Below are 14,170 nucleotides of genomic sequence, written 5' to 3'. Positions count from 1 at the left end.
GCTGGAGACACGATGCGCCCGAGCGACCAGCGGGTCATTCCGATGCTTGCGGTGCGCTACCCGAAAGTGTCACCAACCTGAACCGCGACGACGCAGGGCGGCGCGCGCACCATATTCGGGGGATGGCATGAAGGTGTTAAGTCTGGCGGGGCTGGCCTTTGCCTTGCTGTTCTCGGCCTCTATCGCCGGGGCGGCCACGCCCGTCAGGGTCGCCCTGCGGCCCGTCCCGACCGGGGTGGAGGCGACCTTCGTCCTGCCCGCGCCTGCCGCACGCTTTGCGCTGGAGGAAGAGGTCGAGGATGTGCGCGCCGACACCTGGCATGTCGCGACGCCCGACCTCACCCTGGCCAAGGGTGTCGTGTCGCGGCCGGACGGCAAGCCATTCGACCGCTTCACGGTGCTGATCACGCCCGACAGCCGCCCCCGGGACCGGCGCTATCCGGCCCTGACCCGCATCGGCGAGGGCTGGCAGATCTACGGCCCCTACTTCCAGTCCGCTCAGGGCCAGCCACCGGTCGAGGCGCGGACGGTGGCGCCCAAGGGGTGGTCGGTCGTTCCCGCCGCCGCCGGCGGACGACTGCGCCTGGCCGGCTATGTCTATCTGGGCCCCCCGGCCAACGTCACCGCCGGCGCGGCGACCTTCGTGGCGGCCCCCGACGTTCCACCCGTCATGCGCACGCATCTGGCCAAAGCCGCCAGCGACGCCGCAGCGTACTACACACGGCGGCTGGGCGTCGGTCTGGAGAACCGCCCCACGGTGATAATCGCGCTGCTTCCGACGTTCAACCGCGGCTGGCAGGGTGACACCACCGAAGGTCCCACAGCTTCGCTGCGGTTCTTCGGTCCCGAGGCGGCCCGGTTTGACGAGAGCGTTGCGGGCCCTGCCACCCACTTCGTCAACCACGAGTTTTTCCACTTCTGGAACAGCCGAGGGTTTAAATCGCGGGACGGCGAGACCGAAGCCTGGCTGCACGAAGGCATGGCCGAATACGCCGCCTTGCTGACCTCGCGCCAGGCCGGGTCCATGAGCGAGGTCGAGGTCGGCGAGGCTCTGGGCGACCGCTTGACCCGTTGCGCCAACATGCTGGGCTCCAAGGACCTGAAGACCAATCCACCGCGCCGGGGCAGGGCGGTGTATGACTGTGGCGTTCTCGTCGAGTGGATCGCCGACCTGAAGGTCCGCCGCGCCTCGAATGGGGCGCGGGACGCCTTCGACCTCTGGCGCGACCTGTTCAAGGCGGCTGGTCGGAGGGGCAAAACCTATGACAGCGCGGGCTTCCTTGCCCTGGCCGGCCTGAGCGACCAGGCCGACGAGCCGCTGTCCCTGCTCATGCAGCCGGGCGACACCGGGCGCTGGACCCGCCTGAGCGCGGCCCTGGTCGGGCTGGGCGCCCAGGTTTCACCGAGCCGCTCCGCCGATGCCGAGCGCGAGGCGCTGGTGATGCATGTGCTGGCCCAGGTTTGCAAAGGCAGCCGGGGCTTTTATGGCGGCGATCCAAAGGCGCTGAAGCTGGACACCCAGGACCACTGTGGCGTGCTGAACGGCGATCCGACCATCGACGCCATCGCTGGCCACGACATCATGAGCGACATTCACGCGGCGTTCGACGCCGCCGTCCCGCTGTGCGCGGCTGGGGGAGAGATCGCCCTGACCCTCAAGGGCCAGGCGGTCGCGACCGTGACCTGCAAGCGGCCCATGCCGCCAAGGCCGATGGCCTGGAAGGTCGATCGCTGGCGTTAAAGCCGCGTGCTACCAGCCCGAAGCACGGCGGCGCAGGGCGCCGCGCATGAAGTCGACCGGGGGCTCGGCTTCGGCCAGCACGGCGTCGCGGATGGCGCGGGGCTCGCCGAACAGGTGGCCCTGGCCGTAGCCGATGTCGAGATCCAGGATCTCGGCGATCTGCTTTTCGGCCTCGACCTTCTCGACGATCACCTCGATGCCGTAGCGGCGGGTGAGGGCGGCGAAATCGGAGGCGTTGAGGTCGGGCAGGGAAGCGATCACCAGCTTGCCGTCCTGCTCCTGCAGCTGGTCCAGCATCATCTGGGCGCCGACCTTCAGGAACTTGACGTCGGCGCGGGCCAGGTCCTGGAAGTCGAGATCCAGGTCGCTGACCTTGTCGAGACTGAACTGGAAGCCCAGGCTGGCCAGGCGCGACATGTGGCGGGCTTCCACCGGACCGCGACGCTCGAACGCGGCCTGACCCAGTTCGAAGAACACCGAGCCGGCCAGATCCTTGTTGGCCTGCATGAATTCCAGGAACTGCGGGAAGAAGCTCTCGTCGGCCAGGCTGGCCAGCGAGATGTTGCAGAAGATCCCGACCTTGCGATCCTGCTTGGCCAGGCGACGCACGATCTGCACGCAGCGGAACAGCAGCAGATTGTCGATGGCGGTCATCAGGCCTTCGGGCTCGGCGACGGCCAGGTATTCGGCGGGCATCATCACCCGGCCGGTCTCGTCGCGCAGGCGCGAGAAGCTCTCGTAGAAGACCGTGCGGCGCTGGGGCAGGCTGACGATCGGCTGCAGGTAGAGGTCGACCCGGTTCTCGGCCAGGGCTTCCTGCACGACCTGCAGCATGACGCTGGATTGCGGGGTGCGGTCGCGCACGTCGACGCGGGCGGCGGCGACCTGATGGGTCAGCTGGTGTTCCAGCCGCTCGTTCATCGTGGCGATCAGGTCTTCCAGCTGATGCACCTCGGTCGACAGCTCCTCGGAACGGCGCTGGGCGTCGACGGCGACGCTCTCGACCAGCTCGGTCATGCGGGCGTCGATCTTCTCGATCTGGTCCAGCAGGATGGCGTGGGCCTCGCGCACGGTGTCGATGTCCATGCGCGAGCGGGCGGTGTCGAAGGTGCTGGCGATCAGGCCGTGGAACGCGAAGCACAGGGCCAGGGTGCCGATAAAGGCCGAAAGGCCCACGGCGGGCGTGGCCCCCGTGCGCCACAGCACGAGGGAGACGATCAGAGCCAGACAAAGATAGGCGCCCGTAAGCAGCCCAAGCATCAGCCTTCGCATCATTCCGTCCACACGAATCGTTACGGACAATCAGACCGGTCCGCGTCCCAAGAGTCGAACAGATTAACGCCCCTGCGCCATTCCGCCTCGTACGCCGGGGTTCTTGCGCATCATAACGCAACCCGGCCGGGGTGGCCGCCGGATTCAACCGGAATCCTTCGCGGCGACGGGGTGTCCCGCTTTGAGCACATCGGGCGTACACGCCGCATCGACAGCGAGCGCTTGGACTGATAATCACTCGCAAGTTATCGCGGAGTTCCAATGCCCGACGGCGCTACCCTGACTTCCGGCCCCGACGCCGCCTTCGCCCAGCCCTCCTCGGAGCGGTCGCTGAGCGTCGCGTCGCGCGGCGATCGCGGTGTGATCACCCAGGTCACCGGCGTGACCGGCGCCGACGAGTCGGTGGACGCCCAGGAGCTGGAGCGGCGGCTGCTGGAGATGGGCTTCGTCGAGGGCGCGCGGATCGAGGTCCTTCATGAGGGCCTGTTCGGCCGCGACCCTATCGCCGTACGCGTGGACGACACCCGCGTGGCCCTGCGTCGGCGCGAGGCCGGCGCCGTGACCGTGAAGTTCGACGGAACCAAGCCTTGACCGACACTGGCGTCACCGCGCTCGACCCCGCTCGTATCGCGCTGGTCGGCAATCCCAATTCCGGCAAGACCGCCCTGTTCAACGCCCTGACGGGCAGCCGCCAGAAGGTCGCCAACTACGCCGGCGTCACCGTCGAGCGGAAGGAAGGCGTGCTGACCACGGCCGCCGGCCGGGTGCTGCGCGTGCTCGACCTGCCCGGCACCTACAGCCTGCGCGCCCGCAGCCCCGATGAAGCCGTGACCCGCGACGCCATCCTGGGCCGTCTGGCGGGCGAGGCCGCGCCGCGGGTGCTGATCTGCGTGGCCGACGCCACCAACCTGCGGCTGGTTCTGCGCCTGGCGCTGGAGCTCAAGCAGGTGGGCCGGCCGTTTGTGCTGGCGCTGAACATGTATGACATCGCCCAGCGCCAGGGCCTCCGGATCGACGTCGAAAAGTTGTCCGCCGAGCTCGGCGCGCCGATCGTCACCACGGTGGCCACTCGCAAGCGTGGCCTGGAGGACCTGATCGCCCAGGCCGAGGCCCTGACGATCAGCCACGCCGGCGAGCACGCCAGCACCTGGCGCGAGCCGGACGCCACCGAGATCCGCGCCGCCCACGCCGAGGCCCAGCGCATCTTCCGGGCCTGTGTGAAGCCGCCCGAGCGACCCGACACGGTCACCGGCAAGATCGACGACGTGCTGCTGCACCCCGCCGCCGGCCTGGTGATTCTGCTGACCCTGCTGTTCGTGATGTTCCAGGCGGTGTTCACCTGGGCGACGCCGGCCATGGACCTGATCGACGCCGGCTTCACCGCCCTGGCGGGCTGGACCTCGGCGCACCTGCCGCAGGGCCTGCTGGGCAGCCTGGTGGCCGACGGTCTGATCGCCGGCGTCGGCAGCGTGCTGGTGTTCCTGCCGCAGATCCTGATCCTGTTCTTCTTCATCCTGCTGCTGGAAGACAGCGGCTACATGGCCCGCGCGGCCTTCCTGATGGACAAGATCATGGGCGGGGCGGGCTTGCACGGCCGAGCCTTCATTCCGCTGCTGTCCAGCTTCGCCTGCGCCATTCCCGGGATCATGTCGACGCGGGTGATCGACAACAAGCATGACCGGCTGACCACCATCCTGGTGGCGCCGCTGATGACCTGCTCGGCCCGGATCCCCGTCTACACCCTGATCATCGGGGCGTTCATTCCCAATCAGACCGTGTGGGGCGTGCTGTCGCTGCAGGGTCTGGTGATGTTCGGGCTCTATGCCGGCGGCATCGTCAGCGCCCTGGCCGTGTCGTTCGTGCTGCGCCGCGTGTTCTGGCGGGGCACGGTCGAGCCGTTCATGATGGAGCTGCCGACCTATCGCTGGCCCGAGCCGCGCAACGTGCTGATGAACCTGTGGACCCGCGCCCGGATCTTCCTCACCCGCGCCGGCCGGATCATCCTGCCGCTGATGGTGCTGGTCTGGGTGCTGTCGACCTTCCCCTATCCGCCGGAAGGCGCGACGGGGCCGGCCATCGACTACAGCTTCGCCGGCCGCATCGGGCATTTCATCGCCCCGCTTATGGCGCCCATCGGCTTCAACTGGCAGATGACCGTGGCCCTGATCCCGGGCTTCGCCGCCCGCGAGGTGGCCGTGGCCGCCCTGGGCACCGTCTACGCCGTGGGCAATGCCGACAGCTCGCCGCAGGCGCTGGGCACGGTGCTGGCCCACCAGTGGTCGCTGGCCAGCGCCCTGTCGTTCCTGGCCTGGTACATCTTCGCCCCGCAGTGCGCGGCGACGCTTGGCGTGGTCAAGCGCGAGACCAACAGCTGGACCTGGCCGACCGTGATGTTCCTCTACATGACCAGCCTGGCCTATCTGGCCTCGCTGGCCACCTACCACATCGCCGTGGCGATGGGCGCGGGGTAGGGATTGTTCTGGTTGTGTTCTGTGCTAAACTCAGGACATGACGATCCAGGTCGACATCGCCAAGCAGGACGCTCTCGCCGAGCTCGTGGCTCATGTGCGGGCGGGTGAGGATGTCGTCCTCACGGCCGATGGTGAGGTCGTCGCCATCGTGACCCCGCCTCAGACCGTCGCACCAAAGCGGCGGCGCCAATTGGGCGTCTGGAATCACCTGAACCTCAAGCTTTCGGACGATCTCTTCATCGGCCCCGATCCTGAGACCGTGGCTGCTGTCGATGGCCCGATCTTCCCGCCTAACGATGAAGCTGCTGCTTGATACCCACGCCCTGATCTGGGCGTTGGGCAACTCGCATCGGCTCCCCGTCACGATTGCCGGTTTGCTTGAGGATCCGGACAACACGGTGCTGGTCAGTGCGGCTTGCGCCTACGAGATCGAGTTCAAGCGCGCGCGAGATCCTGAGATCGCCGCCTTGCCCACCGACATCCAGAGCGTTGTCCACTCGCTGGGCTTCGAGTGGCTGAGCATCGATGCGTCTCACGCCTCAATGGCGGGAGGCTTGGCGCGCCTTCACGGCGATCCTTTCGACAGGATCATCGTCGCTCAGGGCCTCGTCGAGAGCGCCACGATCGTCACGCGCGATCCCGCTATCGCTGCCTATGGCGCCCCGACGCTCTGGTAAGGCCCAGCGCGTCGGCGGATGCCGGCCTCAGCGCGTCGGAACCGGCGTCTCGCCGCGATAGTCGTAGAAGCCGCGGCCGGCCTTCTTGCCCAGCCAGCCGGCCTCGACATACTTCACCAGCAGCGGGCAGGGGCGATACTTGCTGTCGGCCAGGCCCTCGTGCAGCACGTTCATGATGCTCAGCACGGTGTCCAGGCCGATGAAGTCGCCCAGTTCCAGCGGGCCCATCGGATGGTTGGCGCCCAGCTTCATGGCGGTGTCGATGGCGTCGACCGTGCCCACGCCCTCGTACAGGGTGTAGATCGCCTCGTTGATCATCGGCACCAGCACGCGGTTGACGATGAAGGCGGGGAAGTCTTCGGCGTTGCTGGTGATCTTGCCCAGCGACCGGGCGAAGGCCACGGCCGTCTCATAGGTGGGGACGTCGGTGGCGATGCCGCGAATGATCTCGACCAGCTTCATCAGCGGGACGGGGTTCATGAAGTGCAGGCCGATGAACCGCTCGGGGCGGTCGGTCGAGCTGGCCAGGCGGGTGATCGAGATCGACGAGGTGTTGGAGGCCAGCAGCGTGTCGGGCCGCAGGTGCGGCTGGAGATTGCGGAAGATGGCCTTCTTGGTCTCTTCGTTCTCGGTGGCCGCCTCGATGGCCAGATCGGCCTGGCCCACGGCTTCCAGGCCCTCGGCGGGCTTGATGCGCGAGAGCGCGCCGGCCATGGCGGCGTCGTCGATGATGCCCCGGCCGACCTGACGGGCGAGGTTCTTCTCGATCAGGACAAGACCGGCGTCGATGCGGTCTTTCGAGATGTCGTGCAGCAGAACATCATAGCCCGCGAGCGCGCACACATGCGCGATGCCAGAGCCCATCTGGCCAGCGCCGATGACGCCGACCGTCTTGATTTCACTCATGAACGCCAAGCCTTCGCTTGATACGGCGCCGGGACACGGGTCCGCGCCATCGATTGTGGCGACGTTTCTAGCACGAGAAACCACGGCCTCGTCCAGACTTTGCTGCGTCGCAGCGCGGATCGGTCGCGCTAGCCGACGGGCGGATAGGCGTGAGGCTGGCCTTGCGGGTCCTCGACCGTGTTGCGCTCAAGGTAGACCGGTCCCACCGGAACCTTGCCGTGCCCGCCCGGGATGTCGAGGATGTAGGTCGGCTGGGCGAGGCCCGAGACGTTTCCCCGCAGGGCCTTCATCAGGTCCTGGCCCCTGGCGACGCTGGTGCGCAGGTGGCTGGTCCCCGGCGCGTGGTCATGATGGTGCAGGTAGTAGGGCTTGATCCGCGTCTCGACAAAGGCCCGCATCAGGGCGCCCAGCGTGTCGGGATCGTCGTTGATCCCCGCCAGCAGCACGGTCTGGCTGATCATCGGAACGCCCGCGTCGACGATCCGGGCGCAGGCGGCGCGGGCGGCGGGGGTCAGCTCGCGGGCGTGGTTGGCGTGCAGCGCCACATAGACCGCCTTGCCGCTGGCCTTCAGGGCCGAGACCATTTCATCGGTGATCAGGGACGGATCGACGGCGGGAACGCGGGTGTGGAAGCGCGCCACCTTCACATGCTCGATCTTCGCCAGCCGCTCGCCGATCTCGCGGAGGCGGCGCGGCGACAGCACCAGCGGATCGCCGCCGGTGACGATGACCTCCCAGATCTCCGGGCGGCCGGCGATATAGGCGAAGGCGGCGTCCAGCTGGGCGGACGACAGGGTGCTGAGCCCCTCGGGCCCGACCATCTCGCGACGGAAGCAGAACCGGCAATAGACCGCGCAGGTATGGGTGGGTTTTAGCAGCACCCGGTCGGGATAGCGATGGACGATCCCCTCGACCGGGCTGTGGGTCAGGTCGCCGATCGGATCGGGATCCTCGCCGGGGGCCGAGACCAGTTCGGCGGTCTGCGGCACGAACTGGCGGGCGATGGGGTCGGCTTGGTTGGCGGGCTCGATCAGGGCGGCCATGTCGGCCGTGATCGCCACCGCATATTGCGCCGCCACGCGCTCGAGCGCCGGCAGGCGTTCGGGAGCGATCAGGCCGGCGTCGGCCAGGGCGGCCGCGCTGCGGAGGGTGTTGGCGGGGGGCATGAGGGGGCGGGATATGGCGTAAAAGGGCTTGCCGCGCAAATCCTCCCCCCAGAGGGGGAGGTGGCGCGCAGCGCCGGAGGGGGAAGTGTGATCCCCTGCGCCGGCCGACTTCCCCCTCCGTCGGCGGAGTTTATCCTCGGGCCGGCCGCTGGCCGGTCCCGGGGGCCGACCCCTCCCCCTTCAGGGGGAGGACTTTTAGCCCGCCACCGGCACCCACATCACCTGATCCACCCGGCTGGCCCCCGCCGCCAGCATTACCAGCCGGTCAAAGCCCAGCGCCGAGCCCGAGGCCTCGGGCATGATCTCCAGCGCGGCCAGGAAGTCCTCGTCGAGCGGGTAGCGCTCGCCATAGATCCGCTGCTTCTCGTCCATCTCGGCCACGAAGCGGCGGCGCTGCTCGGCGGGGTCGGTGAGTTCGCCGAAGGCGTTGGCCAGTTCCACGCCACAGGCATAGAGCTCGAAGCGTTCAGCCACGCGCGGATCGCCCGGCTTGGGTCGCGCGAGGGCCGCCTCGGCCACGGGATATTCGCACAGGATCGTGGCCCGGCCCACGCCCAGCTTGGGCTCGACCTTCTCGACGATCACCCGGCTGAAGACGTCGGCCCAGCTGTCGTCATCGGCCACCCGGATCCCCGCCGCGCGGGCCGAGCCAGCCAGGGCGTCGCGGTCGGTCTCGCCGCCGGCGCCCAGGCTGGCCAGCAGGTCGACGCCGGCGTGGCGGTCAAAGGCCTGCGCCACGCTCAGCCGCTCGGGCTGGGCGAAGGGATCGCAGTCCAGGCCCCGGAACGAGAACAGCCGCGTCCCCGCCGTCTCGGCGGCGATCGACAGCAGGGTCGCGCAGTCGTCCATCAGAGTCTGGTACGGCGCGCCGGTCCGGTACCATTCCAGCATCACGAATTCAGGGTGATGCAGCGGCCCGCGCTCGCGATTGCGCCAGACGCGGGCGAAGTCGAAGATCTTGTCCTCGCCCGCCGCCAGCAGCTTCTTGCAGGCGAATTCCGGCGAGGTGTGCAGGTGGAAGGTCTGGTCCGGCTCGCCGGCCAGGCTCAGCATCGTGGTCGAGAAGGCGTGCAGGTGGGCCTCGTTGCCCGGCGAGACCTGCAGGGCGGCGGCCTCGACCTCGACGAAGTCCTGGTCCTCGAACCAGCCGCGCACCGCGCGGGTGATCCGGTTGCGGATCAACAGGAACGGCCGGCGGTCGGCGTGGACCGAGGGTGTCCACCAGGGCGACCTTTGGGGAGAGGGGGCGTCGGCGACCACAGGGCTTCCCGCATCTGAGACTGGCGATTTCGCCGCGTTCGCTATAGGAGGGCGGTCAAAGGATCACCATCCCCTACGCGCGGCCTGTCAGGCAGCGCCCGGAAATCAAGGACGTATCTAAGTGAAGGTAGCCGCCAGCTCGCTCCGCAAGGGCGCCGTCGTCGATATGGACGGCCGTCTGTATGTCGTTCTGACCGTCGACAACATCCACCCCGGCAAGGGCACCCCGGTGACCCAGCTGAACATGCGCCGCATCAGCGACGGCGTGAAGGTTTCGGAACGCTACCGCACCACCGAGCAGGTCGAGCGCGCCTTCGTCGACCAGCGCGACCACACCTTCCTGTATCAGGATGGCGAGGGCTTCCACTTCATGAACCCGGAAAGCTTCGACCAGGTCGTGGCCACCGAAGACGTGATCGGCGACGCCGCGCCCTATCTGCAGGAAAACATGACGGTGCAGCTGTCGACGCACAACGACGTGCCGATCGCCATCGAACTGCCGCGCACCATGATCCTGGAAGTCGTCGACACCGAACCGTCGGTGAAGGGCCAGACCGCCAGCTCGTCCTACAAGCCGGCCCTGCTCAGCAACGGCATCAAGACCACCGTGCCGCCGTACATCGCCGTGGGCACCCGCGTGGTGATCCTGACGGAAGACAACAGCTATCAGGAACGCGCCAAGGACTAGAACGCGTTCCGTCTCTCCTCGTGGGAGGCGTGCAAGATCGAAAGGCCCGGCGCGCCAGCGCCGGGCCTTTTTCGTTGGCGCGCGCTCAGATCCTCCCCCTAGCGGGGGAGGTGATCGCGAAGCGATCGGAGGGGGAAGTGCTGCTGAGTCATTGCGGTCTTCCCCCACCGGCCTCCGGCCGCCTCCCCCTTCAGGGGGAGGATCTGTCGGGCACGGGGATGGACGGCTCTCAATCCCCGTTCTTTTTGGGATGAAGCCCATTAAAATCAACGCCCTAAAAATAAAACGATCGCGCCAATCCTCCGCGCTCAAACCGCCCGCATAATCATCCCACCTGACAGCACGGGAAGGGCGCTCGGCCGGCGACCGTTGCGGCTGTCAGGGGTGATCGAGCGGGAAGCTCAATCGATGGCGGGAGGAGCCATGTGCTCCGGGCCGTCAACCTCGTTGTTCTCTGGCGGCGGTCGGCCGTGGAAAACAAAAACGACGTGACTTCGAGGGTCGAACGAGCAGCAGGCTGGTCCGGGAGGATCGGCAGTCCGGGCGGGAAACGCTATCCCGTCCGCCCGTCGGAGGCTTCAAGGCGGCGAGGCCCGAACAGGGCTCGAGCGCCGCGCGCTTTCGCCAGAACGGTCACGCGGAGCGGACGGCTTCGTCGAAACGGTACTTAGAACTCATACATTCCGGGCGAGCCCGGACGCTCCGCGACTCTTCCCATCACCATCGCAGCGAAAGCGCGAGGTCGCAGACACTTGCCCCCTACGGACCGCTATCGCGGTCGTCTTCCCCCGGAGGGGGAAGATGAGGTCCGCGCGCTTTATCTTCCCCCTCCGGGGGAAGACGGTCGCGCAGCGACCCCTAGGGGGCCAGTCACCCGCCTCGCGCGTAGGCGCTCAACCCCTCGACCAGGGCGTCGAACACCAGCCGCACGCGGCGCACCTCGCGGAGGTCCTCATGGGTGACCACGAAGGTCTCTAGGTCGAAGGTGAAGTCCGGCAGCACTCGCTCCAGCATCGGGTCGCGCGCCGCCAGCGCCACCTGGCAGATGCCGACGCCCACGCCGGCGCGGATCGCCGCCAGCTGGGCCAGGTCGCTGTCGGTGCGGAAGGCGAAGTCCTCGCGGTTCAGGTCCAGGCCCATGGCCTTGACCGCCCGGACGCCGATGGTCTCGGTCTCATAACCGATCAGGGGCAGGGCCCTGGCCGCATCCAGCGTGTCGGGACGGCCCCAGGCGTCTAGCAGCCGCGCATGTCCGTGGAAGCCCAGTGGAATGGCCCCGATCCTGCGGGCGACCAGGGCGTCCTGCAGGGGACGGGTCATGCGGATGGCGATGTCGGCCTCGCGGCGCAGAAGGTCTTCGCTGCGGTTGTTGAGGCCCAGCTCAATCACCAGGCCCGGATAGTCGGCCTGGAGGGCCGCCAGCATCGGCGGCAGCACCTCGACGCCGACCACCTCGCTGGCGGTGATCCGCACCGCGCCGGCCGCCGATCCGGCCTCGGCCGAGGCGGCGCGGGCGAAGGCGGCGGCGGCGCTGGCCATGGCCTCGACATGGCCGCCCAGCTCGCGGGCCAGGGCGGTGGGGGTCAGGCCCGAGGGCGAGCGGGTGAACAGGGCTACGCCCATCTGGCGCTCCAGGTCCTCGACCCGTCGGCGGACGGTGGGCTGGGCCGCGCCCAGCACGCGGGCGGCGCCCGACAGGCTGCCCTCGCGCAGCACAGCCAGAAAGGCCCGCTGGCGTTCCCAGTCGATCAGATCGGTCGGCGGATGGCTCATATATTTTAGACTAACCGATCAATCAATCTAGTCAATTTCTATCGTATCCAGGTCTGGGCATCTTGGCGCCATCACCCCTTCAAGGAGACCATCATGACCCAAGATCCTTCCCGCATAGCCCTGGTCCTGGGCGCCCATGGCGGCGTCGGCGGCGAGACCGCGATCGCCCTGGCCCGCCATGGCTGGACCATCCGCGCCCTGGTGCGCGATCCGTCCAAGGCGCCCCGCCGCCCCGACTGGAGCTATGTCGCCGGCGACGCCATGGACCGCGAAACCGTGGTCGAGGCCGCCCGGGGCGTCGGCGTCATTGTCCATGCCGTCAATCCGCCGGGCTATCGCGGCTGGAAGACGCTGGTCCTGCCGATGATCGACAACACCATCGCGGCGGCCCAGGTCAGCGGGGCGCGCATTCTGCTGCCGGGCACGATCTACAACTATGGCCGCAAGGCCTATCCGCTGCTGGCCGAGGGCTCGCCCCAGAAGCCCAAGACCCGCAAGGGCAAGATCCGCGTCAAGATGGAGGCGCGGCTGGAGGCGGCCTCGGCGCGGGGCGTGCGGTCGCTGATCCTGCGGGCCGGCGACTATTTCGGACCCAGCGCCGGCAACAACTGGTTTGGCCAGGGGCTGGTAAAGCCCGGCAAGCCGCTGAAGGCCATAACCTATCCGGGCCAGCGCGGGGTCGGCCATGCCTGGGCCTATCTGCCCGATGTGGCCGAGACCTTCGCCCGCCTCGCCGACCGCGAAGCCGAGCTGCCGGCCTTCGCCCGCTTCCACTTCGACGGCCAGTGGGACGCCGACGGGACGGCGATGACGTCGGCGATCCGCCGGGTGGCCGGCGTGCCGAAACTGCCGATCAGGGCCTTCCCCTGGGGGCTGCTGGGGCTGATCGCGCCGTTCAATGAGACGATGCGCGAACTGATCGAAATGAAGCCGCTGTGGCGCAACGCCGCGCGCCTCGATAACCGCAAGCTGGTCGCCTTTCTGGGCGAGGAGCCGCACACGCCGCTGGATCAGGCCGTGGCCGAAACCCTGGCGGGCCTCAACGTCACCCTGCCGATGGCGGCGCGCCACGCGCTGTCGCCGTCTCGGCCACGAACCAGTCGCGCAGCCTGAGGATGCGGGCCAGTTTCGGATTGTCGGCGCGCCAGACGAAGTGGTGGCCGGTGTCGACATCGACCTCGCCCGCCAGCGGCCGCACCAGCCGGCCGTCGCGGAGGTCGCGTTCCGACAGGCCGCTGCGGGCCAGGGCCACGCCCAGGCCCTGGGCGGCGGCGTCCAGCATCATCGAGGTGTCGTCGAAGCCCAGGCTGGGCGGCAGGTCGGGGGCGCTCAGGCCCATGGCCCTGAACCAGGCGCTCCAGGGCAGGGCGGTGTGGCGCAGCAGCGGGGCGGTCAGCAGGTCTTCGGGCTTGTCGATCGGGTGGCGGGCCAGCAGGGCGGGGCTGCACACCGGGAACAGCCGCTCGCTGAACAGCCGGACCGACTCGACCCCGCTCCACGGCCCCGCGCCAAAGCGCAAGGCCACGTCGACGCCGTCGCCGGACAGATCGGCGACCCGGTCCTCGACGCGAACCGTCAGGTCCAGTTCGCCGGTTTCGTCCGACACCCGCGCCAGCCGCGTCACCAGCCAGCGGGTGGCGAAGGCCGCGCCGGTGCTCAGCACGATCGGACCGATGGCGGCCCGCCGCGCGCTGTCGACGCCGGCTCTCAGCGTCGCCAGGGATTCGGCGACCCGGGAGGCCAGGGCCGCGCCCGTGGCGGTGGGCTCCATCGTGTTGCCCTGGCGAACGAACAGGCGAACGCCCAGCTCGTCCTCCAGCTTGCGGATCTGCTGGCTGACCGCGCCGTGGGTGACGAACAGCTCATCGGCCGCCCGGCTGTAGCTGCGGTGGCGGGCGGCGGCTTCGAGCGCGGTCAAGGCGGGGAACGGGGGGAGGCGCATGATGAAAAGGGATGTTAGCTGGGCTCACAGGTTCGCGCAGAAGCTATCGTTCGTAAAGACCGGTGTTCGGCGGCATTGTTTCCCTGCGGCGCCGCTTTCCCCCAACCCAAGCTTCCAGGGACATTCCCATGAAACTCCTGCTTCTGGCGGGCGCGGCGACGCTCGCCCTGATCTCCGCGGTGATCGTCAAGGTTCCGCCGGGCGCCATCCGTCACGACGACCTGCGCTGGGCGGAGGGCCTCACGCCCAAGAGCCCGCGTTGACGGGCGCGGCG

14 protein-coding genes are annotated in these 14,170 nt (G+C 68.5%); 8 read left to right on the top strand and 6 right to left on the bottom strand.

Annotation, left to right across the window (positions count from 1 at the left end):
* Nucleotides 1–127 precede the first annotated feature (127 nt).
* Nucleotides 128–1,741 carry a hypothetical protein gene (locus tag ACQY9P_RS04230; RefSeq protein WP_421736510.1) on the top strand — a complete coding sequence of 538 codons (1,614 nt, stop codon included), beginning with the start codon at nucleotides 128–130 and terminating at the stop codon, nucleotides 1,739–1,741.
* A 9-nt stretch (nucleotides 1,742–1,750) separates the two neighbouring features.
* On the opposite strand, the gene ACQY9P_RS04225 is transcribed toward ACQY9P_RS04230, so the two are convergent.
* Nucleotides 1,751–3,013: an EAL domain-containing protein gene (locus ACQY9P_RS04225; protein WP_421736511.1), complete on the bottom strand. Its 1,263-nt coding sequence runs from the start codon at nucleotides 3,011–3,013 to the stop codon at nucleotides 1,751–1,753.
* Between the two features lie 261 nt (nucleotides 3,014–3,274).
* On the opposite strand from ACQY9P_RS04225, the gene ACQY9P_RS04220 reads away from it, so the two are divergent.
* Genes ACQY9P_RS04220 through ACQY9P_RS04205 form a run of 4 tightly spaced genes read left to right on the top strand, consistent with a single transcriptional unit; the run spans nucleotide 3,275 to nucleotide 6,161 of the window.
* Nucleotides 3,275–3,604, top strand: a complete 330-nt coding sequence (locus ACQY9P_RS04220; RefSeq protein WP_421736512.1) for a FeoA family protein — start codon at nucleotides 3,275–3,277, stop codon at nucleotides 3,602–3,604.
* Nucleotides 3,601–5,484, top strand: a complete 1,884-nt coding sequence (feoB, locus tag ACQY9P_RS04215) for a ferrous iron transport protein B (RefSeq protein ID WP_421736513.1) — start codon at nucleotides 3,601–3,603, stop codon at nucleotides 5,482–5,484. The genes ACQY9P_RS04220 and feoB overlap by 4 nt, the downstream gene beginning before the upstream one ends.
* A 37-nt stretch (nucleotides 5,485–5,521) precedes the next feature.
* A complete protein-coding gene (locus ACQY9P_RS04210; RefSeq protein ID WP_421736514.1) occupies nucleotides 5,522–5,797 on the top strand; it encodes a hypothetical protein in 276 nt (91 codons plus the stop codon).
* A complete protein-coding gene (locus tag ACQY9P_RS04205; protein WP_421736515.1) occupies nucleotides 5,781–6,161 on the top strand; it encodes a type II toxin-antitoxin system VapC family toxin in 381 nt (126 codons plus the stop codon). The genes ACQY9P_RS04210 and ACQY9P_RS04205 overlap by 17 nt, the downstream gene beginning before the upstream one ends.
* A 27-nt stretch (nucleotides 6,162–6,188) precedes the next feature.
* On the opposite strand, the gene ACQY9P_RS04200 is transcribed toward ACQY9P_RS04205, so the two are convergent.
* The 3 genes from ACQY9P_RS04200 to epmA form a co-directional block, all read right to left on the bottom strand.
* Nucleotides 6,189–7,067, bottom strand: a complete 879-nt coding sequence (locus ACQY9P_RS04200) for a 3-hydroxybutyryl-CoA dehydrogenase (RefSeq protein ID WP_421736516.1) — start codon at nucleotides 7,065–7,067, stop codon at nucleotides 6,189–6,191.
* Between the two features lie 128 nt (nucleotides 7,068–7,195).
* Nucleotides 7,196–8,233: a lysine-2,3-aminomutase-like protein gene (locus ACQY9P_RS04195; RefSeq protein ID WP_421736517.1), complete on the bottom strand. Its 1,038-nt coding sequence runs from the start codon at nucleotides 8,231–8,233 to the stop codon at nucleotides 7,196–7,198.
* 195 nt (nucleotides 8,234–8,428) lie between these two features.
* On the bottom strand, nucleotides 8,429–9,493 hold the full coding sequence (gene epmA / locus ACQY9P_RS04190; protein WP_421736518.1) for an EF-P lysine aminoacylase EpmA: 1,065 nt from the start codon (nucleotides 9,491–9,493) through the stop codon (nucleotides 8,429–8,431).
* Between the two features lie 121 nt (nucleotides 9,494–9,614).
* Here epmA and efp point away from each other — a divergent pair, with 121 nt between their 5' ends.
* Complete coding sequence (gene efp / locus ACQY9P_RS04185) at nucleotides 9,615–10,181, top strand: elongation factor P (RefSeq protein WP_421736519.1); 567 nt, start codon at nucleotides 9,615–9,617, stop codon at nucleotides 10,179–10,181.
* Nucleotides 10,182–11,051: 870 nt separating this feature from the next.
* On the opposite strand, the gene ACQY9P_RS04180 is transcribed toward efp, so the two are convergent.
* Entirely contained in the window at nucleotides 11,052–11,954 is a 903-nt protein-coding gene (locus tag ACQY9P_RS04180; protein WP_421736520.1) for a LysR family transcriptional regulator, read from the bottom strand.
* Between the two features lie 93 nt (nucleotides 11,955–12,047).
* Between ACQY9P_RS04180 and ACQY9P_RS04175 the strand changes: the two genes are divergently transcribed.
* Nucleotides 12,048–13,067 carry an NAD(P)H-binding protein gene (locus tag ACQY9P_RS04175; protein ID WP_421736521.1) on the top strand — a complete coding sequence of 340 codons (1,020 nt, stop codon included), beginning with the start codon at nucleotides 12,048–12,050 and terminating at the stop codon, nucleotides 13,065–13,067.
* Here ACQY9P_RS04175 and ACQY9P_RS04170 read toward each other — a convergent pair.
* Nucleotides 13,000–13,872 carry a LysR substrate-binding domain-containing protein gene (locus ACQY9P_RS04170; protein ID WP_428151185.1) on the bottom strand — a complete coding sequence of 291 codons (873 nt, stop codon included), beginning with the start codon at nucleotides 13,870–13,872 and terminating at the stop codon, nucleotides 13,000–13,002. The two genes, ACQY9P_RS04175 and ACQY9P_RS04170, sit on opposite strands and share 68 nt — an antisense overlap.
* A 152-nt stretch (nucleotides 13,873–14,024) precedes the next feature.
* Here ACQY9P_RS04170 and ACQY9P_RS04165 point away from each other — a divergent pair, with 152 nt between their 5' ends.
* Nucleotides 14,025–14,159, top strand: coding sequence for a hypothetical protein (locus tag ACQY9P_RS04165; RefSeq protein ID WP_421736523.1), 135 nt, complete (start codon nucleotides 14,025–14,027; stop codon nucleotides 14,157–14,159).
* Nucleotides 14,160–14,170 lie beyond the last annotated feature (11 nt).

It is taken from the genome of Caulobacter sp., from assembly GCF_965279145.1.
GTDB lineage: Bacteria > Pseudomonadota > Alphaproteobacteria > Caulobacterales > Caulobacteraceae > Caulobacter.
This window is presented reverse-complemented; position numbering and strand designations above follow the sequence as displayed.

What these genes read in the sequence shown, in the direction of transcription:
- ACQY9P_RS04220 (WP_421736512.1), top strand. Translation starts at nt 3,275, where the DNA reads ATGCCCGACGGCGCTACCCTGACTTCCGGCCCCGACGCCGCCTTCGCC.
- ACQY9P_RS04175 (WP_421736521.1), top strand. Translation starts at nt 12,048, where the DNA reads ATGACCCAAGATCCTTCCCGCATAGCCCTGGTCCTGGGCGCCCATGGC.
- ACQY9P_RS04195 (WP_421736517.1), bottom strand. Translation starts at nt 8,233, where the DNA reads ATGCCCCCCGCCAACACCCTCCGCAGCGCGGCCGCCCTGGCCGACGCC.
- ACQY9P_RS04210 (WP_421736514.1), top strand. Translation starts at nt 5,522, where the DNA reads ATGACGATCCAGGTCGACATCGCCAAGCAGGACGCTCTCGCCGAGCTC.
- ACQY9P_RS04200 (WP_421736516.1), bottom strand. Translation starts at nt 7,067, where the DNA reads ATGAGTGAAATCAAGACGGTCGGCGTCATCGGCGCTGGCCAGATGGGC.
- ACQY9P_RS04230 (WP_421736510.1), top strand. Translation starts at nt 128, where the DNA reads ATGAAGGTGTTAAGTCTGGCGGGGCTGGCCTTTGCCTTGCTGTTCTCG.
- ACQY9P_RS04180 (WP_421736520.1), bottom strand. Translation starts at nt 11,954, where the DNA reads ATGAGCCATCCGCCGACCGATCTGATCGACTGGGAACGCCAGCGGGCC.
- ACQY9P_RS04165 (WP_421736523.1), top strand. Translation starts at nt 14,025, where the DNA reads ATGAAACTCCTGCTTCTGGCGGGCGCGGCGACGCTCGCCCTGATCTCC.
- ACQY9P_RS04205 (WP_421736515.1), top strand. Translation starts at nt 5,781, where the DNA reads ATGAAGCTGCTGCTTGATACCCACGCCCTGATCTGGGCGTTGGGCAAC.
- ACQY9P_RS04225 (WP_421736511.1), bottom strand. Translation starts at nt 3,013, where the DNA reads ATGCGAAGGCTGATGCTTGGGCTGCTTACGGGCGCCTATCTTTGTCTG.